The sequence below is a fragment of the Streptomyces sp. NBC_00654 genome, assembly GCF_026341775.1.
GTDB lineage: Bacteria > Actinomycetota > Actinomycetes > Streptomycetales > Streptomycetaceae > Streptomyces.
Map to the genome: position 1 here is coordinate 2,782,728 of NZ_JAPEOB010000001.1, position 23,217 is coordinate 2,805,944.

The following is a 23,217-nucleotide window of genomic DNA, read 5'->3' on the forward strand; positions in this document are numbered from 1 at the left end:
GTGGGGTGTGTTCCTCCGGGCAGGGCTCCGGACGGGTGCGTCGCCGGGATCACCCGCGTCGCGCCCGTCCGGATCTCCTCAGTCGTCCGCCAGTACCACGCACGACTCCGGCGGCAGGTGCAGCAGACCATCGGCGTCCGGCGCGTGGACCGGCTCCCACGCCGCCAGCACCCTGCCACCGGGGCGCCGGTTCCGGCCGCCGCCCAGGGGGATCGTGGCGGGGCCGGCGGCGAGGTTCACCGCGATCCGGAGATCACCCCTGCGGTACGCCAGCCAGCGGGCGTCCTCGTCGTACGCGACCTTGACCGTGGCGAGGTCGGGGTCGTGGAGGTCGGGCATCGCCCGGCGCAGCGCGATCAGTTCGCGGTACCAGGCGTGCAGCCGGGCGTGCGGCTCGCGCTCCGGCTCGCTCCAGTCGATACAGGAGCGGTCGCGGGTCGCCGGGTCCTGCGGGTCGGGGATGTCCTCCCCGGCCCAGCCGTGCGAGGCGAACTCCCGCCGCCTGCCGTTGCGTACGGCCTCCGCGAGTGCCGGGTCGGTGTGGTCGGTGAAGAACTGCCACGGCGTCCGGGCACCCCACTCCTCGCCCATGAACACCATGGGGGTGAAGGGGCCGGTGAGCACCAGAGCCGCGGCGCAGGCCTGGAGGCCGGGGGAGAGCGTGGCGGCCAGCCGGTCGCCGAGGGCCCGGTTGCCGATCTGGTCGTGGGTCTGGGCGTACCCGACGAAGCGGTGGGCCGCGCTCCGGGTGACGTCGACGGGGCGTCCGTGCGTACGGCCCCGGAAACTGGAGTACGTCCCGTTGTGGAAGAAGCCGCTGGTCACCGTCTTGGCCAGGGCGGCGAGCGGGGCCTCGGCGAAATCGGCGTAATAGCCCTGGGACTCGCCGGTCAGCGCGGTGTGCAGGGCGTGGTGGAAGTCGTCGTTCCACTGGGCGTGCAGCCCGAGGCCGCCGGCCTCGCGCGGGGTGGTGGTGCGCGGGTCGCAGAGATCCGACTCCGCGATCAGGCTGAGCGGACGGCCGGTCTCCGCCGCGAGCGTGTCGACGGCCGCGGAGAGTTCCTCCAGGAAGGTGAGCGCGCGGGTGTCGGCGAGGGCGTGGACCGCGTCCAGCCGCAGTCCGTCGAGGCGGTAGTCGCGCAGCCAGGCGAGCGCGCTGCCCAGCAGGTACGCGCGGACCTCGTCCGAGCCCGGGGCGTCCAGGTTGACCGCCGCGCCCCAGGGGGTGTGATGGGTGTCGGTGAAGTACGGGCCGAAGGCCGGGAGGTGGTTGCCGGACGGGCCGAGATGGTTGTGGACCACGTCCAGGACGACGGCGAGCCCCAGACCGTGCGCTGTATCGACAAATCGCTTCAGCCCGGCCGGGCCGCCGTACGGTTCGTGCACGGCCCACAGGGACACCCCCTCGTACCCCCATCCGTGGGTGCCGGGGAAGGGGCAGACGGGCATCAGCGACACATGGGTCACCCCCAGCTCCGCGAGGTGGCCGAGCCGTTCGGCGGCGGCGTCGAAGGTGCCCGCTCCGGTGTACGTCCCGATGTGCAGCTCGTACAGGGTGCCGCCGGGCAGTCCGCGTCCCGCCCACGCGTGCCGCCACGCGTACGCCTCCTGGTCGACGACCGCGCTCTCGCCGTCCGGGCCGTCCGGCTGGCGGCGGGAACGCGGATCGGGCCGTACGGGGCCGTCGTCCACGGCGAACCCGTAGCGGTCGCCGTCCACCGCGTCCGCCTCGGCGCACCACCACCCCGCCCGCGCCGGATCGCGCACCATCGCCCGCCGCGCGCCGGTATCCGCTCCCGCGCCGGCCCGCGCGGCGGTAGCCGCCCCCGCGCCGTTGTCCGCCCCCGCGCCGCTGTCCGCTGCCGCCCCGCTGTCCGTCCCCGCACCTGTTCTCGCGCCTGTTCCCGCCGCCGCGCGCGACAGATGGAGCACGACCGACTCCGCCGCCGGGGCCCACACCTCGAACTGCATTCACCACTCCTCGTTCATGAACAGGTCGCCCGAAGGCGGGCTCCATGATCGGCGGAAGTCGCGTTCACGGCCCCGGAACACTAGAGCGAGCCCGTTACTGGCGATTAGGGTCTGGTTCTGATCATTGCCCTGCCTGGTTCTGCTCATACGTACGGCTGCTGGAGGCCGAGATGACCGTGCCGATGTTCCCCCCGGGCTTCCTCTGGGGAGCCTCCGCCTCCGCCTTCCAGACCGAGGGGGCCGCCGACACCGACGGCAAGGGCCCCTCCGGCTGGGACGCCTTCGCCGCGCAGCCGGGCCGGATCAAGGACGGCACCGACACCACGCGCGGCACAGGGTTCCACGAGCACTACCGCGAGGACGTGGCCCTGCTCGCCGGACTCGGGGCGGACGCCTTCCGCTTCTCCGTCAGCTGGCCGCGCGTGGTGCCCGGGGGCAGTGGCGCGGTCAGCCCCGAGGGGCTCGACTTCTACGACCGGCTCGTCGACGAACTCTGCGCCCACGGCATCACCCCCGCCCCCACCCTCTACCACTGGGACACCCCACTGCCCCTGGACGAGGCGGGCGGCTGGCTCGACCGGGACACCGCCTACCGCTTCGCCGAGTACGCGGGCATCGTCGCCGAACGCCTCGCCGACCGCGTACCCATGTGGATCACCATCAACGAACCCGCGGAAGTCACTCTGCTGGGCTACGCGCTCGGTGAGCACGCCCCCGGGCGCACCCTCCTCTTCGACGCCCTGCCCGCCGCCCACCACCAGTTGCTCGCCCACGGCCTCGCCGTACGCGCCCTGCGTGCGGCGGGTGCCGACAACATCGGCGTCGCGCTCTCGCACGCCCCGGTCTGGACGGCCGGGGACAGCGAGGAGGACCGCTTCGGCGCGGAGCTCTACGACACGCTCACCAACTGGCTGTTCGCGGACCCGATCCTCACCGGCCGCTACCCCGACGAGAACTTCGCGGCCCTGATGCCGGGCCCGGTGGCGGACGACCTGAAGGTCATCTCGGCACCGCTCGACTGGTACGGCGTCAACTACTACAACCCCACCCTCGTCGGCGCCCCCAAACCGGAGGCCCTCGAATCCTTCTCCGGCTTCGGCATGCCCGCCGAACTCCCCTTCGGCATACGCGAGATCGAGGGCTACGAGAAGACCGACTTCGGCTGGCCCGTCGTTCCCGAAGGACTCGGCGAGACGCTCGCCCTGCTGCGCGAGCGCTTCGGGGACCGTCTTCCGCCGCTCCACATCACCGAGAACGGCTGCGCGATCGACGAGCCCGTCGCCGACCACCGTCGTATCGCCTACCTCGAAGGGCACCTCACCGCACTGCGCGCCGCCATCGACGACGGGATCGACGTGCGCGGCTACTTCACCTGGTCGCTCACCGACAACATCGAGTGGATCGAGGGTGCCGCCAAGCGCTTCGGGCTCGTCCACATCGACTACGAGACGATGCGCCGGACACCGAAGGAGTCCTACGGCTGGTACCGCGACCTGATCCGCGCGCAGAAGACGCGGCACCAGCGGTAGCCCCCCGCCGCCGCTTCCTCCTTGCACGTGCGCGGGCCCCCTCGCGGACGCGCGGCCATCGGCGGGGGCCGGTCAAATGCCGGTCAGGTGCCGGTCAGGTGCCGGTCAGCTGCCGGTCAGACGACTGGCGCGAACATGGCGAGATGCTCGTGAAGGAAGGCGTCCAGAGTCCGGGCGGGCCGGCCGAGGACGGTTTCCACGGTGTCGTCCGGGGATTCCGGGCGTGCGATGGCCAGTTGCTGGATCTCCACCACATGGCTCGCGAGCCAGTCCGGCATGTGTGCGGTCCGGACGAGATGGCCGTGGAACTCGTCCGGCGGCAGGTCGATGTAGCGGACGGACCGGCCCGTCCGCTCGGTGAGCAGACGGGCGAGTTCCGGATGGCTGAAGGCCTGCGGGCCGGTCAGCGTGTACGCGGCCCCGCCGAGGCCGGGGCGGAGGAGGGTCTCCGCGGCGACGTCGGCGATGTCCCGGACGTCGATGTAGTTGCAGGGCACGTCGCGCATCGCCCCGATGAGCACGCCCTCGGCGACCGCCGGAGCGTTCAGGAGCAGGTTCTGCATGAACCCGTAGGGCCGGAGCAGCGTGGGCACCATGCCGGTTGCCGCAAGGTGTGCCTCGACCCGCCAGTGCCCGCGCGAGATGGCGACCGTCGAGTCGGGCTCGACCGCCGGGGAGGAGAGTTTGACGACGTGCCGTACCCCGCACGCGGCCGCGGCGTCTATCGCGTTGATCTCCAGCGCGACTTGATGCGGGCTGTTGGCCATGGCGAGGTACAGCTGCGAGGAGCCTTCGAACGCGGTGCGCAGAGCGCGGGGATCCGCGGCGTCCGCACCGACGACCTCGACCTGCGTTTCCCCGCTCATCGCGGCGCGCAGCCTGTCCGGAGTACGGCTGACGGCGCGGCAGGGGACGTTCAGTTCGATCAGGCGCCGGAGCAGCGCGCCGGCGGTGGTGCCGGTCGCGCCCATGATGGTGATCACAGTGTGCCTTTCGTGGTGGTGGTGGGTTCGGGGAAACGGGTGGAGGCCGGCCGGGTCACCTCTGCGGCGGGGATGCCGTGCCGCGCCATCGCCACGTGATGATCGTGGTCGCGAGGGCGGCCGACAGCGGCAGGTCGATCCGCAGCCGTTCGAGCCAGCCGGTGTCGGGCACCGGAGTGTGCGCGGGCAGCCAGTCGGCCGCGAACCACCCGGCCAGTCCCGCGATTCCGGCAGCGACGATGCCGAGCCCGATGGTGATCGCGGGACGCGGCACCGATGTCGTCCATCGGCGCGGCCGGCCCCGTCGGTGCAGCCACTTGCCGACGACGAAGGCCACCGCGGCCGATGTGGCCCCGATGGAGGTGAAGGCGGCCACCGTCAGTTCGGGCTGACCGCCGAGGACTCCACCGAGCCCGGCCGTGAGGGCGGGGGCCAGGTAGGCGACGGCGACTTCTTTCCGGAGCGTGAACGGGCGTGCTGTGGAGCCGCGCTCGGCGGCCTTGGTGTGGGTGGGGCTCACATGCACTCCTCGAAAAGTTATTAGGGGCCTAACTATGTGGGCATGGAGAGCTTGCCGACCGGTCGGGGCGGCTGCTTCTCGTTTCTCGTGCGGTGCGGTGTCGGTGCGGGACGCTACTCGGCGGTCAGTGCGCCGATGCCCTGCGTGATCCGTTCCAGCAGGTCCAGGAACAGGCCGCGCTCGTCGGCGGTCAGCCCGCCGACCAGTGCCTGAAGGCGCGCGAAGTGGTCCGCGGCCATGTCGCGCAGTCGCTGGGCGCCGCGCGCCGTAAGGACGACCACCGCGCCCCGTCCGTCCTCCGTGGACGCGCGACGGGCCACGAGGCCTTCGCGTTCGAGCCCGTCCACCAGGCCGGTCACCGTGGCGCGCGAGACGCCGAGGCTCTTCGCGAGGCGCGACGGCGACTTCTCCCCGTCGCTGTCCTCAAGGTCCACCAGGAGGCGGTAGCGCCCGGTCGACAGTTCGAACCGGGAGAAGTGCACTTCGGACGCGCGGTCCAGTTGTACCCCCGCGGCCATCAGTCGCGCCGCCACGAGCACCGCCTGGGGGTCGGCGTCGAGGCCGTACCGTGCGATCTGGTGCCGTGCCTGATCGAGTGTCGGCACGGCACCAGGGTTCGCTTCCTCGTTGCTCATGAAACTAATATGGCAGCTAACTACATTCGGGTCAAGCCGTGCGGAGCCGCGACGGCGGCTGCCCCGCCGACTCCGAGCGGGGTGACAGGATCACCCGCGGGCCGGTCTGCCGCTGAGGCCACCGTGCTCACGCCAGGTGGACGAGTTCCTGGGTGATGCGATGTCCGGCGCGGGCGAACGCCGCGGCCATCGGGATGTTCCCCCGGTCGGTCGCGCCCGCGACGTACTCGGCGCCCTGTTCGGCCAGGAAGTGCGTGCACTCCACGAGGAGGTCGTAGCCGTAACCGTGGCCACGTGCCTCGGGGACGACCCCGATGAAGCCGATGCACGGACCCGACGGGTTGTGCGCGGGCACATGGATGCCCGCCACCGCGCCGTCCGGCGTGTACGCCAGCTGCCACCAGGAACGCGGCGAGGGGCACCAGTGGAAGAAGTCCAGCTCCTCCTGGGCCGCCGCCTCCAGGCCGCCGGGCCCCTCGATCGCCTTGCGGGCGTGGGCGTCCAGGGTGACCGAGTGGACCCGGCGCAGGACGTCCAGAATCACGGCGTCGTCGGGCTCCGGGCGGAAGGTGAGCCGGCCGGGGCGCGCGGGCAGCCCGTCGTCCGGGGTCCAGCGGTAGCGGTAGCGCTCGACGAGCGGCCGCAGTCCGGCCGCGGTGGCGGCGGCGATCCGGGACCGCGCGGCGGCCGTGATCTCGGGGACCTCCCGCCAGTCCGCGGGCAGGATCAGTTCGTACTCGAGGTGGAAGGGGGCGCGCCGCAGGAGTTCGGCGCCCGCCTCGTCCTCGCCGTCCGCGAAGTCGAACCAGTTCAGCAGGATGGGCTCGCTGTCATCGGGCCCGCCCCACCAGGCGGCCCTGGCGACCACGGTGCCCTCGCGCAGGGCGACCCAGGTCCACTCGGGGCGGTAGTCACCGCCGGCCGCGACGGTGGCGTAGCGGTGGCCGAACGCGGCCCGGCCGACGAGGGCGGGGTCCTGAAGGGAGTCGAAAAGCTGGGCGTCGCTCTGACCGAGCGCGCGGATGACCAGATCGGTCATGGAATTGTCCTCCGGGGACTGAACAGCGCGCTCCCGGTCAGACGGAGTCCGACACCGCCCTGCGGACGGGACGGGAGCGCGGGAATGAGGTGCTACGGATGGTGGTGCTGTTGCTCGTACGCACTTCTCTCGCCTCCTTCCACGACTCGCTCGGCTGGTCCGGCGTTTCGCGAGCACACTAACCCGGCCCCGGACGGCCCGTCCATCGGATTGACGGACGCCGGAACCACGGGCCTCGATCCCCGGACGGCCGGGTGCCGGGAAAACCCTGGACGAGTCAGTCCCAGACCATGTTGAACGCGCGCTCGAAGTTCACGTACCCCAGGCGCTCGAAGGCCTTCGCCATCGGGACGTTGCCGAGATCGGTCGCCGCCCTGATCCGCTCCACGCCCTGTCCGGCGAGCACCCGGGTGCCCTCGGCGAGGATGTCGTCGATGTAGCCCTGCCCGCGGTGTGCCGGCACGACGCCGATGTAGGCGATGACCGGGTTGTAGTTGTTGCGGGCCGGGACGACGAAGCCGACCGGTTCACCGGAGGGCAGTTCGGCCGTCCGCCACCATTCCCGCGGGCTCGCATAGCCCGCGAGTTCCTCGTCGAAGTGCTTCTCCGCCGCTTCACGGGCGCTCAGCCCGGACGCCAGGTCCGCCTGCCCGTGCGCGTCCAGGGTGCCTTCCATCACCGGTGTCATCAGGGCGACCAGATCCTCGCGCCCGGTGACCGGCCGGAACACCAGCCGGCCGCTGTCCTCGGGGACCGCCGTCCCGGCCCGCCACTCCAGACGCAGCCGTTCCACCAGCATCCGGGCACCCGTACGTTCCATCACCTGGATCCGGGCTTCGACGATCTCGCGCGCCACCGGGTCCTCGTGCCAGTCCGGCGGCACGAACCTGCCGTACTCGGGACGTGCCGCGCCCACCGGCAGCACCGCCGCGACGGCCGTCTCCAGCAGCCGGACCCCTATCTCGACGCGCTCCGGTACGGGCAGGGTGTCGTCCAGGTCGAAGAAGTCCAGTGCCAGCGGCTGCCCGCCCTTCTCGGCGGTCCACCAGGCGGCTCTGGCCACGACGCGCTCGCCGTGCAGCGCCACCCACATCCACTCCGGGCGGCGCCGGCCGGTCGCCAGGTCGTCCGCCAACTCGTGGTCCAGGACGTACGACAGACGGCGGAAGAGTCCGAGCTCCTGCGGTCCGGCCAGCGGACGAACGGTCAAATCCTGTGGTGCAAGGGTCATGAACTCTCCTCATGGCGAATAGGCCGCAGACACTAACAACGGCCCCGGCCGAGGAGCACCGCAGGTCAGCACGGGCGGAAAGAGGGGTTCTTCTGGACACCTCGGGGCGGTCGGCCCGACAATCGACCCTGTGACGTCCTCCTTCGAGTTCCACACGTATCCCGCGCGGCTGTCGGACGCCCAGCGCGACCGTGTCCTCGGCGTGCTCAGAGAAGGGGCCGCGCAGGGCAAGCTCTCCCACGACACCTTCCTGCGACGCATGGAACTGGCCCTCGTCGCACGCCGCCCCGAGGAACTGGCGGCGCTCACCTCCGACCTGGACTCCGGCGGGCGCTGGACCCAGAGCCTGGCCCGTGCCGTGGGCGGCCTGTCGGCCTTCCCCGGGCGGATGCGCCGGGCCTGGCAGACCGAACGGCTGCCGAAGCTCCTGCTGCCGGCCCCCGGCCCCTACCCGCTCCTCATCGGCCGCGACCCGGGCAACGGCCTGCGGCTCAACCACGAGACCGTGTCCCGGCTGCACGCCGAACTCACCGTGCAGGGCAGCCGATGGGTGCTGCGCGACCTCGGTTCGACGAACGGCACCTGTGTCAACGGCCAGCGGGTCGTCGGATCGGTCCCGGTCCGTGACGGGGACCAGGTGAGCTTCGGCCGGATGAGCTTCCGGCTGACCGCCCAGGCGCTCCGCCCGCCCGCCTGACCCCGCGAACCCCGCCCGACCCCTCGGATCCCGCGCTACCCTGCCGACCCGCCGTTCGTCGGCCTCACCCCGCGAACCCCGCCGTGCCCCGCCGGGTGCCCCGCGGTGCGCAGCCGTGCCCCGCCATGCCCGCCGTGCGCGGCCGTCACCCGAACGGCCGCACGCCGACTGCGGTGAGAGCCCGGTGGTGGTGGGCTGAAGGCAGCCGCGTCGGGCAGCGACGCACCGACCCCGGGGGTGCGGATGCCGGTCGACGGACCCGAGCGCGTACCAGCGGCCCCCTCCCCGCGCAGGCGGACGGGCGGGCAGCCCGGCCTCCTGGCGCCCGGTGCGGCCACCGACCCCTGCCGGCTCCGGCTCTACCGCCGCCTGCGCGAGGCCTACCCGCTCTGTTACGACGAGGGCCTCGGCGCCTGGCTGCTCAGCAGGTACGCCGATGTGGCCGTCGCGCTCACCGACCCCCGGTTCGCCGGCTACCCGCACGACGGCGCACCGCGCGGCGGCCCCGCCCCGCTCGGGCTCTGCCGGGGCAGCATCCACTGTGCGGCGCGGGACGAAGGGACGCGGGGGCCCGGGCTCCAGGCCCGCCCCGCCGATCCCGCAGGCCCCGCCCCTCCCACAGGCCCAACAGGCTCTGTTCACGCTGTGGCCCCCGCCCGCCGCAAGGCCGTCGAGCGGACCGCCTATGTGCTGGCCCGCCGCATAGCCGGGCGCCAACAGGCCGACCTGGTAGAGGAGTTCTGCCGCTGGCTTCCGGCCGGTGCCGCGGCCGCCGCGGCCGGTCTCTCCTCCCCGGACCTCGACCGGCTGCCGCGTGCCGCCCTCCATCCGCGGCTCATCCACTCCGCCGTCGGTCCCACCGACTGCGCCGGGCACACGGCTCTGCGGGAGACGGCCCTCGCGTCGTTCCTGGCCAACCTGCTCGACGACGCCGACCTGCTGGCTGCCGTACGCACCGAACCAGGGCTCATCGCGCGGGCCTGGACGGAGACGCTGCGCCGCGACCCGCCCGTCCAGATCGTCCTGCGCCGCACCCTGACCGAAGTCCCCGTCAGCGGTGGCACGCTCCCCGCGGGGGCGCCCGTCGCCTGTCTGACCGGCGCGGCGGGACGCGACCCGGACCGCTTCGCCGATCCCGACCTCTTCGACCCGTTCCGTCCCGACCCCGGCCGTCTCATCACCGGCCCCGCGGGCTGCCCCGCCGTACTGCTCGGCCGGCTGGAGGCCGAGTACGGGCTGCGCGCCCTGTTGGAGGCCATGCCCCGCCTCCGCTGGGCGGACGGCTTCCGTCCGGTCGGCACCGGGCTGCTCACCCGTGGTCCGCGGACTCTTCTCGTACGGCCTTCCTGAGCAGGGCCACCGGCCGTTCGGCGAACAGTTCCTCCATTGCGACCGTGCCGCCCGAGAACTCCCGTCCCGGCGCCAGGACGTCCAGCCAGGGGCCGGTGTCGGGCAGCGGAAGCACCGTGCCGCGCCAGCCGCCCTCCTCCGCCAGCCGCAGGGACAGCCGGGTCACCGCCGTGACGACCTCGCCCGACCGGCAGAACGCCAGACAGTGCCCTGCCGCCGCGCCGCGAGCGACCAGCGGGAGGTATGTCCCCGACTCCCCGAACACCTCCGGCCGCGCCCGCCGCAGCCGCAGCGCGGCCATCGTGAGCGCCGCCTTCTCACCGGCCCCGACCGAGCCGTACGCACCCCCCGAGCCGTCGACCCCTTCCGAGCCGTCGATCCCGGCCGAGCCGTCGGTGCCGGCCGAGCCGGCAGCGGGCTGCCGGAACGGCCGCCGGTTGTCCGGGTCGACCAGCGCGAGGTACTCGTGCTCCGTGCCCTGATACAGATCGGGCACCCCCGGCATCGTCAGATGCACCAGCGCCGCGCCCAGTACATTGGCCCGCACGAACGGGACGAGCGTGCCCGCGAACCGTGTCACCAGCGTCCGCGCCGCACCGGTGGCGCTGCCCGGACCGGCCGCGACGAAGTCCGTCACCGCCCGCTCGTACCCCGGATCGGGTTCGGTCCAGCTGGTGAAGAGCCCCGCCTCCCGTACGGCTTTGAGCAGTGCGGGTTCGAGCCGCCCCGCCATCTCCGTACCGGGCAGCGCCGCGCAGCCGTACGAGGACTGCCAGGACTGCCAGGCCAGCTGTGGGTCCGGTGCCGTCACCGTCGTCGCCCGGGTCAGCTGCTCCACCAGCGCGGACCATCGTTCGGGGCACTCCGAGAGCACCGCGATCCGGGCCCGCACATCAGCGCTGCGCTTGGTGTCGTGCGTGGTCAGTACCGTGCCGGTGGCCGGCCAGTCCCGGGCCAGCCGTGCGCAGAACGTGTGGAACTCCTCAGGCGGCACGGCGGGCCTGCCGGGGTCGCCGCCCACCTCGGTCGCGGAGATCAGCGGCACATAGCGGTAGAACGCGGTGTCCTCGACCGACTTGGCGTGCAGCGCCGACGCCGTCTGCGCGAACCTGGCACAGAACGCCGCCTGTTCCGGCCCGTCGCCGAGCCGCCCCAGCGCCAGGTCCCGCACCACACCGACGGCCGCCGCCTCCTCCGGCACGGAGAACACCGCCCTCGCGTCCCGTACCGCCTCCTCCGGCAGCGCCGACGCGGCGGCGTCCGTGAGCGGCCCGCCGGCCGTGACGTACGGGCGGTAGACCGGGATCCGGACGAGCAGTTCGCGTACGGCGGTGTGGAGTGCCCACGGGGCGTGGTCGCGCAGGACGGGATCCGCGGCGCACACCCGGACCGCCAGCCGGGTCAGCCACGCGGTCTCGGCGGCGAGTTCATGGGTCACCACGCGGTACGCGGCCCGGCGCACGGTCGCCGCCCAGTAGCCGCCCCGGTCGCCGGGCGGGCCCGCGAAGTCCCGGTAGCGGCCGAGCAGCTCCGCCGCGCCCGCGGGGTCGGTGAAGAGCCCGTCGATCCGGTGCAGCGCGTCGTACCCCGTCGTCCCGGCGACCGCCCAGCCCGCGGGCAGCGGTTCCGGTCCGGTGAGGATCTTCTCCACCACCGTCCACCGGCCGCCGGTGGCCCGGTCGAGCCGCTCCAGATAGGCCGCCGGGTCGGCGAGACCGTCCGGGTGGTCGACACGCAGCCCGTCGACGACACCGTCCCGGAGCAGTTCGAGCACCTTGCCGTGGGTGGCGTCGAAGACCTTGGGATGCTCGACGCGGACCCCGATCAGCTCCGGGACGGTGAAGAAGCGCCGGTAGTTCAGTTCGGTACGGGCCAGCCGCCACCAGCCGAGCCGGTAGTGCTGGGCGTCCAACAGCTCGCGCAGCGGCAGCGCGGCCGTGCCCTCGCGCAGCGGGAACACCTGTTCGTCATAGTGCAGTACGTCGCCCTCCACCGAGAACCGGTCGAGCTGATCGCCCAGGCGCCCCGCGAGGACCGGCAGCAGGATCCTGCCGCCGTGCTCCGCCCAGTCGATGTCGAACCAGCGGGCGTAGGGGGACTCCGGGCCCTCGCGCAGCACTTCCCACAGCGCCCGGTTGTGGCGGGGCGCGGTCGCCATGTGATTGGGCACGATGTCCAGGATCAGCCCGAGCCCGTGCTCGCGGGCCGTCGCGGCGAGCCGCCGCAGCCCCTCCTCACCGCCCAGCTCGGCCCGGACCCGGCTGTGGTCCACGACGTCGTAGCCGTGCCGGGAACCGGGAACGGCCTCCAGGACGGGCGAAAGATGCAGATGGGAGACGCCGAGCGCGGCGAGGTAGGGCACCGCGTCCCCGGCTGCCGAGAAGGGGAAGTCCGGCTGGAGCTGGAGGCGGTACGTGGCGGTGGGCGTCATGCGAACGTACGTACCCAGCGGGCAGCGGTGTGTGTCACGGCGGCCGTGAGCATCACCCGTTCTTGTCGCGGGAGGCACGGGGGTGACGCCGGGCATGCGCCGGGCGCAGGCCGTGCTGAAGCCGCGCTCACGCCGGGCGCTTCAGCACCGCCAGACTCCGACCGATCAGCGTCACCCGCTCACCCGCCGACACCTTGGGCCCGTTCCCCGGCGGCACGCCGTCCGGCCGTGCGGTGTCGACCACCACCTGCCACTGCCGCCCGTGGTTCACCGGAACGGCGAAGTCCAGGGTCTCGGCGCCCGCGTTGAACATCAGCAGGAACGAGTCGTCGGAGATCCGCTCGCCGCGCGGTCCGGGCTCCGAGATCGCGTGCCCGTTCAGAAAGACCGTCATGGCCCGGGCATGGGCCGCCTGCCAGTCCCGCTGGGTCATCTCCTCGCCCTCGGGGGTGAACCAGGCGATGTCGGAGAGCTCGTCATGGGTGCCTTCCACCGGCCGTCCGTGGAAGAACCGGCGGCGCCGGAAGACCGGATGGTCCCGGCGCAGCCACACCATGGCCCGGGTGAACTCCAGCAGCCCGCTGCCGGAACCCGAACCGGTCCCGGCTCCGGTTCCGCCGGCCGCGTCGTCCGCGTCAGTGTCCGCGTCCGCATCAGCGCCCGCGCCCCCCTCGGCGTCCGCCGACGACGGATCGGGCCAGTGCACCCAGGCGAGCTCGTTGTCCTGGCAGTAGGCGTTGTTGTTGCCCCGCTGGGTGCGGCCGAACTCGTCCCCGTGGCTCAGCATGGGCACGCCCTGCGACAGCATCAGTGTGGCGATGAAGTTCCGCATCTGCCGCCGGCGCAGCTCCAGAACCTCCGGATCCGCGCTCTCACCCTCCACGCCGCAGTTCCAGGACCGGTTGTGGCTCTCGCCGTCCCGGTTGCCCTCGCCGTTCGCCTCGTTGTGCTTGTCGTTGTACGAGACCAGGTCGTTCAACGTGAATCCGTCGTGGCAGGTGGTGAAGTTGATCGAGGCGAGCGGCCGGCGCCCGTCGTCCTGGTAGAGGTCCGACGAGCCGGTGAGCCGGCCCGCGAACTCCGCCAGGGTGCGCGGCTCTCCCCGCCACATATCCCGCACCGTGTCGCGGTACTTGCCGTTCCACTCGGTCCACAGCGGGGGGAAGTTCCCCACCTGGTAGCCGCCCTCACCGACGTCCCACGGCTCCGCGATCAGCTTCACCTGGCTGACCACCGGGTCCTGCTGCACCAGATCGAAGAACGACGACAGCCGGTCCACCTCGTGGAACTGCCGTGCCAGCGTCGCCGCCAGATCGAACCGGAACCCGTCCACGTGCATCTCGGTCACCCAGTACCGCAGCGAGTCCATGATCATCTGGAGCACGTGCGGGGACCGCATCAGCAGCGAATTCCCGGTTCCGGTGGTGTCCATGTAGTACCGCTGATCGTCCATGAGGCGGTAGTAGGAGGCATTGTCGAGCCCCCGGAACGAGAGCGTCGGACCGAGATGGTTCCCCTCGGCCGTGTGGTTGTAGACCACGTCGAGAATGACCTCGATGCCCGCCTGGTGCAGTGCCCGTACGGCCTGTTTGAATTCCAGCACCTGTTCCCCGCGGTCGCCCCAGGAGGCGTACGCGTTGTGCGGGGCGAAGAAGCCGATGGTGTTGTAGCCCCAGTAGTTGGCCAGCCCGGCGTCCGCCAGCCGGTGGTCCTGCACGAACTGGTGCACCGGCATCAGCTCGATCGCGGTGACGCCCAGCTCGGTCAGATGGGCGATGACCTCCGGGTGCGCCAGCCCCGCGTACGTACCGCGCAGCTCCTCGGGCAGGCCCGGATGGAGCATCGTCAGCCCCTTCACATGGGCTTCGTAGATCACCGTGCGGTGGTAGTCCGTACGGGGCCGCCGGTCGTCGCCCCAGTCGAAGTACGGATTGACCACGACCGAGCTCATCGTGTGCGGGGCCGAGTCCAGGTCGTTGCGCGCGTCGGGCCGGCCGAAGGGATAGCCGTACACCGCCTCGCCCCACTCGATCCGCCCGGCCACCGCCCGCGCGTACGGATCGAGCAGCAGCTTCGCCGAATTGCACCGCTGCCCGCGCTGCGGCTCGTACGGCCCGTGCACCCGGAAGCCGTAGCGCTGACCCGGCATCACCCCGGGCAGATAGGCATGGCGGACGAAGGCGTCGGTCTCGCGCAGTTCCACCGCCGTCTCGGAGCCGTCGTCGTGCAGCAGGCACAACTCGATTCGGTTGGCGGCCTCGGAGAAGACCGCGAAATTGGTCCCGGCGCCGTCGTACGTGGCGCCGAGCGGATACGCCTGTCCCGGCCAGACCTGCATGGAAACGATTCTTCCCCTTCTGATCCGGGTGCGAGGGGTCTCTTGGGCCAGATACTCCCCGAATGAGCCGGATACTCCCCGAAAGAGGTGCATCCGCCCGAAGGCTGTCCCGCTCAATCCCTGGCGGGCGCGCGGCGACGGCTGCGGCACCCCGTGGCGTTGTCCCGGAACGTCCGCATGGATCCAGTATGCGGACGTCCCTCCGCCTGGCGATGCATCGCGTCCGACGCCGCGCGCCGATCCTCCAGGGATGGCGGGACGGTCTTCAGGGCGTCGGGCCGGAGCGGCCCGGCCCGCTCGGCTCCCCGGGGTGTGCCGGCGACGGGCCGTCGGGGCCGCACCGGTCAACTTCGGACACCCCGATGCCGCCCAGGGCGGAAAACTGCCGCGGCCCAGCGGGCGGTCGCCCGGAATGCGGCATGCCGTGGGGTGGTTAATCACTATGAATCCGCTCACTCCGCCCAATGTTGCCGCTTGGAACGGGCTTGTCCCGCAGGGGAGTTGAGAAAGCAGCCTGCGCATCCGGCTGCACCGGCTCCCGCTCGCGGAGTACCCTTCCTTGATCGTTGGGTGGGGGAGTGGAAGGCGGTACGCGGGTGAGCTCGGGAGGGTTCGAGCTACCCCCAGGTGACGCAGGTCACGAGGGGGAGTCGACCGATGCACCGCCCGGGGCGGTGTCCCTTGCGCAACCCCTGGAGATCGGTGCCGAGCTCGACTGGGGAGCGGATGCCTGGACCGAGGTACGCACCCGGGCCCAGCGGGCCGGACGGGCCTATATCTGGCTGAATCTCGTGGAACAGCGGCTGCGGGCCGTCGTCGCCGCAGTGCTGCGGCCCATCTACGAACCGGTGCACGGCGAGGACTGGGTGGTCGCCGCGGCCGGACCGGCGGGCCAGGAGTGGGTGCAGCGGGCCGTCGCCGTCCGCGAGGTCTCGCGCCGCAAGGGCTATCTGCTCGACCCGGCCGACGACAATGTCCTCAGCTTCCTCACCCTGCCGCAGCTGCGCGAGCTGATGGTCCAGCACTGGCCTTGTTTCGAGCCCTATTTCGACGACCGGCGGGATGTCGAGCTGGCCCTGGACGAGCTGGAGGTGGCGCGCAATGTGGTCTCCCGCAACCGCGCGCTGAACGAGGCGGTCCTGGCCCAGGCGGAGCGGGCCTCCGCGCGGCTCCTCGAAATCCTCGGGAGCGGGGCCGCGGTCCCGTCCGCGGACCGGCTGCCCGTCGACGCCGTCGAGGAACTGGTCGGTGACCGGTACGCCGATGTGGTCTCGGTCCACCCCGACCGGGTGCGGCTCCAGCGCCAGCTGCCCGCCGAGGACCTGTTCGGCGGTGCGCGGCGCCTGGACGCCGTCGGCATAGGGCTCAACCTGCTCGTGCAGAACTTCTCCGGCCGGCGACTGGTGCGGCTGGCCGAATCGGGCTGCCGCGTCCGGCTGCTGTTCATCAACCCGGCCAGCAGCGCGGTCAAGCGCCGTGAGCGGGAACTGGGCCTCAAGAAGGGCGAGCTGAGCCGCTCGGTGGAGATGAACATCCTGCACATGCGCCGGGTGCGCTCCAAGCTCCGTGACCCGGGCGCCTTCCAGATCCAGGTCTTCGACGAGACCCCGCGCTTCACCGCCTACCTGGTGGACGGCGACGGCCCGGACGCCGTGGGTGTCGTCCAGACGTACCTGCGGCGGGCCCGCGGTATGGAGGCTCCCGTGCTGGTCCTGCGCGGCGGCGGGCGTTCGGTGGTCAGGGTGGGGCAGGACAGCGAGCACGGACTGTTCGAGACGTACCGGGAGGAGTTCGAGTCCGTGTGGACGGACTCGCGGCCGGTCTCCTGACGAGTCGGCCACTGCCATGAGGAGCTCGTCGGGCCGGGCCGGTCCTGGCGCTTCCTGACGGTCCCGCGGTGTGCGGGCCGGTGCGGGCTTGTCAGTGGTGCGTGGGAGGGTGTTCATCACCTGGGGGAGAGCACCACGAAGGAGGTACGGGATGAGCTGGCACCGTGAGCCGCTGGTCGGCTTCGACCTGGAGACGACGGGTACGGAACCGCTGGAGGCCCGGATCGTGACCGCCGCGGTCGTCGCGGTCGAGGGCCGCGAGGACGAGCCGGTCCGACGGCGGTCCTGGCTGGCGGATCCGGGCATCCGGATTCCCGCGCAGGCTTCCGCGATCCACGGCATCAGCAGCGAGCGGGCGGCGGCGGAGGGCCGCCCGGTGCGTGAGGTGGCGGACGAGATCGCCGAGACCCTGGTGGACTACTGGCGCGAGGGGGTGCCGGTCGTCGCGTACAACGCGTCGTTCGATTTCACCCTGCTGACGGCGGAGTTGCGTCGGCACGGACTGCCTTCGCTCAGCGACCGGCTGGGCGGCGGCGGCATCGGCCCGGTCATCGACCCGTACACGATCGACCGTGCCGTCGACCGCTACCGCAAGGGCAAGCGCACCCTCGAAGCGGTCTGTGTCGAGTACGGGGTGGTGCACGGCGGCGCGCACGACGCGGGGGCGGACGCGCTGGCCGCGGTGCGCGTGGCGTACGCGATAGCCGAGCGGCACGGCTCGGTGGCCGCACTCACCTCGGCCGAACTGCACGAGCGCCAGATCGAGTGGTACGCGCGCTGGGCGGCCGATTTCGAGAAGTTCCTCCGCCGGAAGGGCAGCGCCGACGCGGTGATCGACGGGCACTGGCCCCTGCGGGAGCCGGCGGCGACGCTGTCCGGCATATCGGCCCCGTCCGAGGGCTGAGGGCGGTACGTCCGTCGCAGGTCCGCAGGTCCGTGGGTCCGGGTCCGTGGGTCTGGCGGTCGGCCGGTCCCGGTCCGGAGGCCCTTCGGTCCGCCGGCCGTCCGTCGCGGAAGTCCGCCGGCCGTCCGTCTCAGAAGGGGTACCAGCGCACCTCGGCGTCACCGTCCCGCAACGACGCCACCCGCCGCCGGAATTCCGCGAGTGCCTTCGGGTTGGCCGGCGCGTGCTGGGAGACCCAGGCGCAGCTGGCCGTTTCCCGTGCCCCGCGCAGCACCGCGCAGCCGTCCCACTCCCGCACGTCCCATCCGTACGCCGCGGTGAAGGCGTCGTACGCCGGAGCGGGCAGGCCGTAGCGGTCCCGGGAGAGGGCGAGCACGACCAGGTCGTGTTCCCGCAGATCGAAGGAGAACGTCTCCAGGTCGACCAGCACGGGGCCGTCCGGGCCGACATGGACGTTGCGGGGGAGGGCGTCGCCATGGATCGGACCCGGCGGAAGGTGCGGGGTCAGTGCGGCCGCGGCCGCCGCGAAGCCGTCGCGGCGCTCCCGCAGATAGCCGGCGTCGGCCGGATCGATCGTGTCGCCCGCGAGCCGCAGCCAGCGCTCGACGCCGCCGAGCAGCTCGCGGCGCGGCAGGGTGAAGCCGGCCGGGGCGGGAAGCGCGTGGACGAGGGAGAGCAGGGGCGCGAGATCCTGCGGCCCGGCGGGGCGTACGGCCTCGGGAAGCCGGTGCCACAGGGTCACCGGGTGGCCCTCGACCAGGCGTGCCCCGGGTTCGGCCGACCGTACGGCGGGGACCCCGGACGCGGCCAGCCACCGCGCGACGGCCACCTCCCGCTCGGCCCGGTCCCGTAGCTCCGGGTGGAGCGTGGCGTCCCGGCCGACCTTGACCACCAGGTCGCCGTCGGCGAACACCGCGTTCTCGCCCAGCGCGAGCAGTTCCGCCCCGCCGGAAAGCCCGGCAGCGGTCAGTACCTCGCGCGCACGCATCTCGTTCATGGCTCCGATTTTCGCATCCGCGCAGGCCGCCTTGACGAACGGACGGTCCGTCAGCACGATAACGGGGGCCGACCGGGCGGCCAGACCGGGATGAATCCCATCCAAGGAAGCGAAGAGGTCGAATTCGTGACATTGTCGACCGCGACGAAGCGGTCCGGCCCGTCCGGCGCACGCGGTCCGCGTGATGGACGGGCCGGAGGGGGAACAGGGGCCGGACGGGCTGCCCGGGACCGGGCCACCTGGTTCCTGGTGCTGCCCGCGCTCATCCCGATCCTGATCCTCAGCGTCGGGCCGCTGCTCTACGGCATCATGCTGGCCTTCACCGACGCCCAGTCGGGGCGTACCCGCTCCACGCAGTGGATCGGCGCACTCAACTTCCAGGACCTGCTCCACGACACCCTGTTCTGGGACTCGTTCCGGATCGGTCTGCTGTGGGCGGTCGGTGTCACCGTTCCCCAGTTCTTCCTGGCGCTGGGCCTCGCCCTGCTGCTCAACCAGAAGCTGCGCATGCGCTGGCTGGCGAGGGCGCTGGCGATCATTCCCTGGGCCATGCCCGAAGTGGTCGTCGGCATCATGTGGCGTCTGGTCTACAACCCCGACGCGGGCATCCTCAACGAGACCGTCCGTGATCTGGGGCTCGGCGACGGGCGGGACTGGCTGACCGGACTGGCCACGGCGCTGCCCGCCGTGATCCTGGTCGGCATCTGGGCGGGCATGCCGCAGACCACGGTCGCCCTGCTGGCCGGACTCCAGAACACCCCGCACGAACTCCACGAGGCCGCGGCCCTCGACGGGGCGGGCGCCTGGCGCCGGTTCCGTACGGTCACCTGGCCCGCCCTGAAGCCGGTCGCCCTGTCCATCACCGCTCTCAACTTCATCTGGAACTTCAACTCCTTCGCCCTGGTCTACGTCCTGACCAGCGGCGGCCCCGGCGGCCGTACCAGGCTGCCGATGCTCTTCGCCTACGAAGAGGCATTCCGCTACGGACAGTTCGGCTACGCCGCCGCGATGGGCTGTGTGATGGTCGCGGTGATCTCCGTGATCCTCGCCTGCTACCTGGCCGGCCGGCTCCGGGGAGGCGAGGACGCGTGAGTCTCCGTACCGGCGGGCCCGCACGCGCCGGGCAGTACGCCGCGCTCCTGGCGTATCTGATCTTCCTGGCCTTCCCGTTCCTGTGGCTGATCTCCACCGCCTTCAAGCCCGCCCGCGAACTGGGCTCGCTGCATCCGACCTGGATCCCCCGGAACCCGACCCTGGACAACTTCCGGCAGGCCTTCGACGAACAGCCGTTGCTCCAGGCGGCCGCCAACTCGCTGATCGCCGCCGTCTGCGCCGCCCTGATCGCCGTCGTCATCGCGACCCCCATGGCCTATGTGATGGCCCGAAACCGGGGCAGGCTCTCGACGGCGGCGACCGGCTGGGTGGTGGTGAGCCAGGCGTTCCCCTTCGTCCTGGTGATCATTCCGCTGTTCCTGATCCTCAAGAACCTGCATCTGATCAACACCCTGTGGGGGCTGATCATGGTGTACGTCGTCTGGTCGCTGCCGTTCGCGCTGTGGATGCTGGCCGGATACGTGAGAGCCGTGCCGCCGGAGCTCGAAGAGGCCGCCTCGGTCGACGGGGCGGGCCGGGTACGGATACTCGTCTCGGTCGTCGCCCCGCTGCTGGCCCCCGGAATCGTCGCCACCGCCCTCTTCGCGTTCATCACCGCGTGGAACGAGTTCTTCTTCGCGCTCGTCCTGCTCAAGACACCGGAGAAACAGACCTTGCCGGTCGTACTCACGCACTTCCTCGGCGCGGAGGGCGTCGCCGACCTCGGCCCGCTCGCCGCCGCCGCCTTCCTCGCCACCCTTCCCTCCCTCGTTCTGTTCGCGGTCATCCAGAAGCGGATCACGGGCGGCATGATGGCCGGGGCGGTGAAGAGCTGATGCGCGCCCTCCCGCGGGCGGCGGCCGCCGCCACCGCTCTGATCCTGCTCCTCGCCGGCTGCTCCGGCGGCGGGGACGGGAGGGACGCGGACGGCACGATCAGGCTGAGCTTCCAGTCGCTGGCCTGGCAGAAGGAGTCCGTCGACGCCAACAGGCAACTGGTGAAGGAGTGGAACGCGGCCCATCCCGGCATCCAGGTGGACTATGTCCAGGGCAGCTGGGACAACGTCCACGACCAACTACTCACCTCCTTCGAGGGCGACGAGGCGCCGGACATCATCCATGACGCCTCCGACGACCTCGCCGACTTCGCGTACGGGGGCTATCTCGCCGATCTGCGCACCCTGCTGCCCGAGCGGCTGACGAAGGACATCCCGGAGCAGTCCTGGCGGACCGCCACCTTCGACGGCGGTGTCTACGGTGTCCCGTTCCTGCAGGAGCCCAAGGTCCTGATCGCCAACACCAGGATCCTCAAGGCGTCCGGGGTCCGCGTCCCGACTCCCGGCCGGCCCTGGAGCTGGGAGGAGTTCCGCCGGATCACCGAGAAGCTGACCGGGAAGGGCACGTACGGCGTCGCCTGGCCGCTGAAGGAGCCGGTCTCCGTCACCCTCAATCTCAGCCTGTCGGCCGACGGGCGGTTCTTCCACCGCGACGCGGACGGCAAGGCGGTCATCCGCTTCGACGAGGGCGAGCGGGTGGTGCCCCGGACCATCCACGACCAGGTCAACACCGACCGCAGCGCCGCCCGGACGGCGCTCGGCATGGGCGGCTCCGACACGCTGCCCGGCTTCTTCGGCGGCAAGTACGCCATGGTGCCGCTGGGGTTCTCCTACCGTCAGCAGGTCGTCGAGCAGGCTCCCGAGGGCTTCGAATGGACGGTGCTGCCCGCCCCGGCGGGAAGCGCCGGAGCCACCCAGGGCGTGAGCCCGCAGACGCTCTCGGTCGCGGAGGACAGCCCGCACAAGAAGGAAGCGGTGCGGTTCATCGACTTCCTGCTCCAGCCGCGCAACATGGTGCGGCTGGCCAGGGGCGACTGGATGCTCCCCACCGGCACCGAGGCCCTGGCCGATCCCGCCCTGCACACCGCCGAGAACGGGTGGGCGACCGGCACCGCGCTCGCCCAGGGGCTTCGTCCGGCGCCCGCGCAGTCCGTACGCGGCTACCCCGAGTGGAAGGACAAGGTGGCGACCCCCGCGCTCCAGGAGTACTACAGCGGGGCGATCGGCATCGACGAGCTGGAGAAACGCCTGGTCGAGGACGGGAACCGGGTTCTGGCCCGCTATCAGCGCTGAGCGGCGGGGGCCGTCCCCACGGGAATGTACTTGCACGATACGTATCGTCTCGCCTAAGTTGAGCGGCATGACGGAATCGCCGCGTGCCCATATCGCCATGTTCTCCATCGCCGCCCACGGGCACGTGAACCCGAGCCTGGAAGTCATCCGGGAGCTCGTCGCCCGTGGGTACCGCGTCAGTTACGCCATCCCCGCCTCCTTCGCCGAGAAGATCGCCACGACCGGAGCCGGGCCGGTGATCTACCGCTCGGTCCTGCCGACGGAGGAGGACCACGAGGCCTGGGGCACGGAATGGATCGACAACATCGAGCCCTTCCTCAACGACGCGGTCCAGGCGCTCCCGCAGCTGGCCGACGCCTTCGCGGGTGATGAACCCGACCTCGTCCTGCATGACATCACCTCCTATCCGGCCCGCGTTCTCGCGCATCGCTGGGGCGTGCCCGCCGTCTCCCTCTGGCCCAACCTCGTGCCCTGGGAGGGGTACGAGGAAGAGGTCGCCGAGCCCATGACCGCCGAGCTCAGGCAGAGCGAGCGGGGCCGGGAGTACTACGCCCGGTTCGCGGCCTGGCTCACCGGGAACGGCCTCGGCGATCTCTCCTCGGACGACTTCGTGGCCCGTCCGCGCCGCGGGCTCGTCCTGATCCCCGAGGTGCTCCAGCCGAACGCCGACCGGGTGAACCGTGATGTGTACACCTTCGTCGGCGCCTGTCAGGGCGAGCGGGCCGACCAGGGGGAGTGGGAGCGTCCGGCGGATGCCGAGAAGGTGCTGCTGGTCTCGCTCGGCTCCGCGAACACCAATCACCCCGCCTTCTACCGGGAGTGCGTCAAGGCGTTCGGTGATCTGCCCGGCTGGCACGTGGTGCTGCAGATCGGCGCGTTCGTCGACCCGTCCGAGCTCGGCGACGTACCCGCCAATGTGGAGGTGCACTCCTGGGTGCCGCAGCTGTCCGTGCTGAAGCAGGCGGACGCCTTCATCACCCACGCGGGCGCGGGCGGCAGCCAGGAGGGGCTGGCCACCGGTACGCCGATGGTCGCGCTCCCGCAGGGCGTCGACCAGTTCGCCAACGCCGACATGCTCCAGGGGCTCGGCGTGGCACGCCGGCTCTCGATGGAGGAGGCCGACGCGCAGACCCTGCGCGCCGCCGTACTCGCCCTGGTGGACGACCCGGACGTGGCGGCGAGGTCCTCCGAGATCCGCCGGCGGATGGCGGCGGAGGGCGGGACGCTTCGCGCGGCGGATCTCATCGAGGCCGAACTGGCCTCCTGAGCCGCCGGACCGGTGCCCCCGCCCGGGGGTGCCGGAAGGGCCGCGGTGCCGGAAACCGGAGCTGCCACAGGTCGTGGCGGCTCCGGTTTCCGTATCTTCACGTGTCTCCTCGTGATTTCACACAGCTGCGCGTCGCATTCACGTGCCGTCGTTCACCTTCATGGCGTGCGCGGGGACCTTCGCGGATTCACCTGGGTCTTCACCCGTTCCCGAGGAGTGTTCCGCCGATTTCGGGGCCGTGCGCACGGTGAGCCCTCAGGGGTGAAAACAAGCCAT

At 71.7% G+C, this 23,217-nt stretch carries 18 protein-coding genes; 9 read left to right on the forward strand and 9 right to left on the reverse strand.

Annotation, left to right across the window (positions count from 1 at the left end):
* Positions 1-78: 78 nt before the first annotated feature.
* On the reverse strand, positions 79-1,770 hold the full coding sequence (gene treZ, locus OHA98_RS11910) for a malto-oligosyltrehalose trehalohydrolase (RefSeq protein WP_266927876.1): 1,692 nt from the start codon (positions 1,768-1,770) through the stop codon (positions 79-81).
* 371 nt (positions 1,771-2,141) lie between these two features.
* Here treZ and OHA98_RS11915 point away from each other — a divergent pair, with 371 nt between their 5' ends.
* Positions 2,142-3,500: a GH1 family beta-glucosidase gene (locus OHA98_RS11915; protein ID WP_266925012.1), complete on the forward strand. Its 1,359-nt coding sequence runs from the start codon at positions 2,142-2,144 to the stop codon at positions 3,498-3,500.
* A gap of 116 nt (positions 3,501-3,616) precedes the next feature.
* Here OHA98_RS11915 and OHA98_RS11920 read toward each other — a convergent pair whose 3' ends face one another.
* The 5 genes from OHA98_RS11920 to OHA98_RS11940 form a co-directional block, all read right to left on the reverse strand.
* On the reverse strand, positions 3,617-4,483 hold the full coding sequence (locus OHA98_RS11920) for an NmrA family NAD(P)-binding protein (RefSeq protein WP_266925014.1): 867 nt from the start codon (positions 4,481-4,483) through the stop codon (positions 3,617-3,619).
* Between the two features lie 55 nt (positions 4,484-4,538).
* Complete coding sequence (locus OHA98_RS11925) at positions 4,539-5,003, reverse strand: hypothetical protein (RefSeq protein ID WP_266925016.1); 465 nt, start codon at positions 5,001-5,003, stop codon at positions 4,539-4,541.
* 113 nt (positions 5,004-5,116) lie between these two features.
* Positions 5,117-5,638 carry a MarR family winged helix-turn-helix transcriptional regulator gene (locus OHA98_RS11930; RefSeq protein ID WP_266925018.1) on the reverse strand — a complete coding sequence of 174 codons (522 nt, stop codon included), beginning with the start codon at positions 5,636-5,638 and terminating at the stop codon, positions 5,117-5,119.
* Between the two features lie 127 nt (positions 5,639-5,765).
* A complete protein-coding gene (locus OHA98_RS11935; RefSeq protein WP_266925019.1) occupies positions 5,766-6,677 on the reverse strand; it encodes a GNAT family N-acetyltransferase in 912 nt (303 codons plus the stop codon).
* A gap of 277 nt (positions 6,678-6,954) precedes the next feature.
* Positions 6,955-7,908, reverse strand: a complete 954-nt coding sequence (locus OHA98_RS11940) for a GNAT family N-acetyltransferase (RefSeq protein WP_266925021.1) — start codon at positions 7,906-7,908, stop codon at positions 6,955-6,957.
* A 130-nt stretch (positions 7,909-8,038) separates the two neighbouring features.
* Here OHA98_RS11940 and OHA98_RS11945 point away from each other — a divergent pair, with 130 nt between their 5' ends.
* On the forward strand, positions 8,039-8,605 hold the full coding sequence (locus tag OHA98_RS11945; protein ID WP_266925023.1) for a DUF1707 and FHA domain-containing protein: 567 nt from the start codon (positions 8,039-8,041) through the stop codon (positions 8,603-8,605).
* A 243-nt stretch (positions 8,606-8,848) separates the two neighbouring features.
* Complete coding sequence (locus OHA98_RS11950; RefSeq protein WP_266925025.1) at positions 8,849-9,955, forward strand: cytochrome P450; 1,107 nt, start codon at positions 8,849-8,851, stop codon at positions 9,953-9,955.
* Here the strand turns inward: OHA98_RS11950 and treY are convergent.
* Both treY and glgX read right to left on the reverse strand, forming a co-directional pair.
* Positions 9,915-12,386 carry a malto-oligosyltrehalose synthase gene (gene treY / locus OHA98_RS11955; protein WP_266925027.1) on the reverse strand — a complete coding sequence of 824 codons (2,472 nt, stop codon included), beginning with the start codon at positions 12,384-12,386 and terminating at the stop codon, positions 9,915-9,917. The two genes, OHA98_RS11950 and treY, sit on opposite strands and share 41 nt — an antisense overlap.
* A gap of 127 nt (positions 12,387-12,513) precedes the next feature.
* Positions 12,514-14,724, reverse strand: a complete 2,211-nt coding sequence (gene glgX / locus OHA98_RS11960; protein WP_266925029.1) for a glycogen debranching protein GlgX — start codon at positions 14,722-14,724, stop codon at positions 12,514-12,516.
* Between the two features lie 596 nt (positions 14,725-15,320).
* Between glgX and OHA98_RS11965 the strand changes: the two genes are divergently transcribed.
* Both OHA98_RS11965 and OHA98_RS11970 read left to right on the forward strand, forming a co-directional pair.
* Positions 15,321-16,553: an SAV2148 family HEPN domain-containing protein gene (locus OHA98_RS11965; protein WP_266925031.1), complete on the forward strand. Its 1,233-nt coding sequence runs from the start codon at positions 15,321-15,323 to the stop codon at positions 16,551-16,553.
* A gap of 151 nt (positions 16,554-16,704) precedes the next feature.
* The gene (locus OHA98_RS11970) at positions 16,705-17,457 is read left to right on the forward strand and encodes a 3'-5' exonuclease (RefSeq protein ID WP_266925033.1); all 753 of its coding nucleotides are present in this window, start codon (positions 16,705-16,707) and stop codon (positions 17,455-17,457) included.
* Between the two features lie 130 nt (positions 17,458-17,587).
* Here OHA98_RS11970 and OHA98_RS11975 read toward each other — a convergent pair whose 3' ends face one another.
* Positions 17,588-18,454 carry a phosphotransferase enzyme family protein gene (locus OHA98_RS11975; RefSeq protein WP_266925035.1) on the reverse strand — a complete coding sequence of 289 codons (867 nt, stop codon included), beginning with the start codon at positions 18,452-18,454 and terminating at the stop codon, positions 17,588-17,590.
* Between the two features lie 90 nt (positions 18,455-18,544).
* On the opposite strand from OHA98_RS11975, the gene OHA98_RS11980 reads away from it, so the two are divergent.
* The 4 genes from OHA98_RS11980 to mgt all read left to right on the forward strand — a co-directional run bounded on the left by OHA98_RS11980 (position 18,545) and on the right by mgt (position 22,941).
* Positions 18,545-19,546 (forward strand): carbohydrate ABC transporter permease, encoded by a 1,002-nt coding sequence (locus OHA98_RS11980; protein ID WP_266925036.1) that lies wholly within the window; start codon positions 18,545-18,547, stop codon positions 19,544-19,546.
* Positions 19,543-20,382, forward strand: a complete 840-nt coding sequence (locus tag OHA98_RS11985; RefSeq protein ID WP_266925038.1) for a carbohydrate ABC transporter permease — start codon at positions 19,543-19,545, stop codon at positions 20,380-20,382. The genes OHA98_RS11980 and OHA98_RS11985 overlap by 4 nt, the downstream gene beginning before the upstream one ends.
* The gene (locus tag OHA98_RS11990; RefSeq protein ID WP_266925040.1) at positions 20,382-21,674 is read left to right on the forward strand and encodes an ABC transporter substrate-binding protein; all 1,293 of its coding nucleotides are present in this window, start codon (positions 20,382-20,384) and stop codon (positions 21,672-21,674) included. The genes OHA98_RS11985 and OHA98_RS11990 overlap by 1 nt, the downstream gene beginning before the upstream one ends.
* Positions 21,675-21,741: 67 nt before the next feature.
* A complete protein-coding gene (gene mgt, locus OHA98_RS11995) occupies positions 21,742-22,941 on the forward strand; it encodes a macrolide-inactivating glycosyltransferase (RefSeq protein ID WP_266925042.1) in 1,200 nt (399 codons plus the stop codon).
* Positions 22,942-23,217 lie beyond the last annotated feature (276 nt).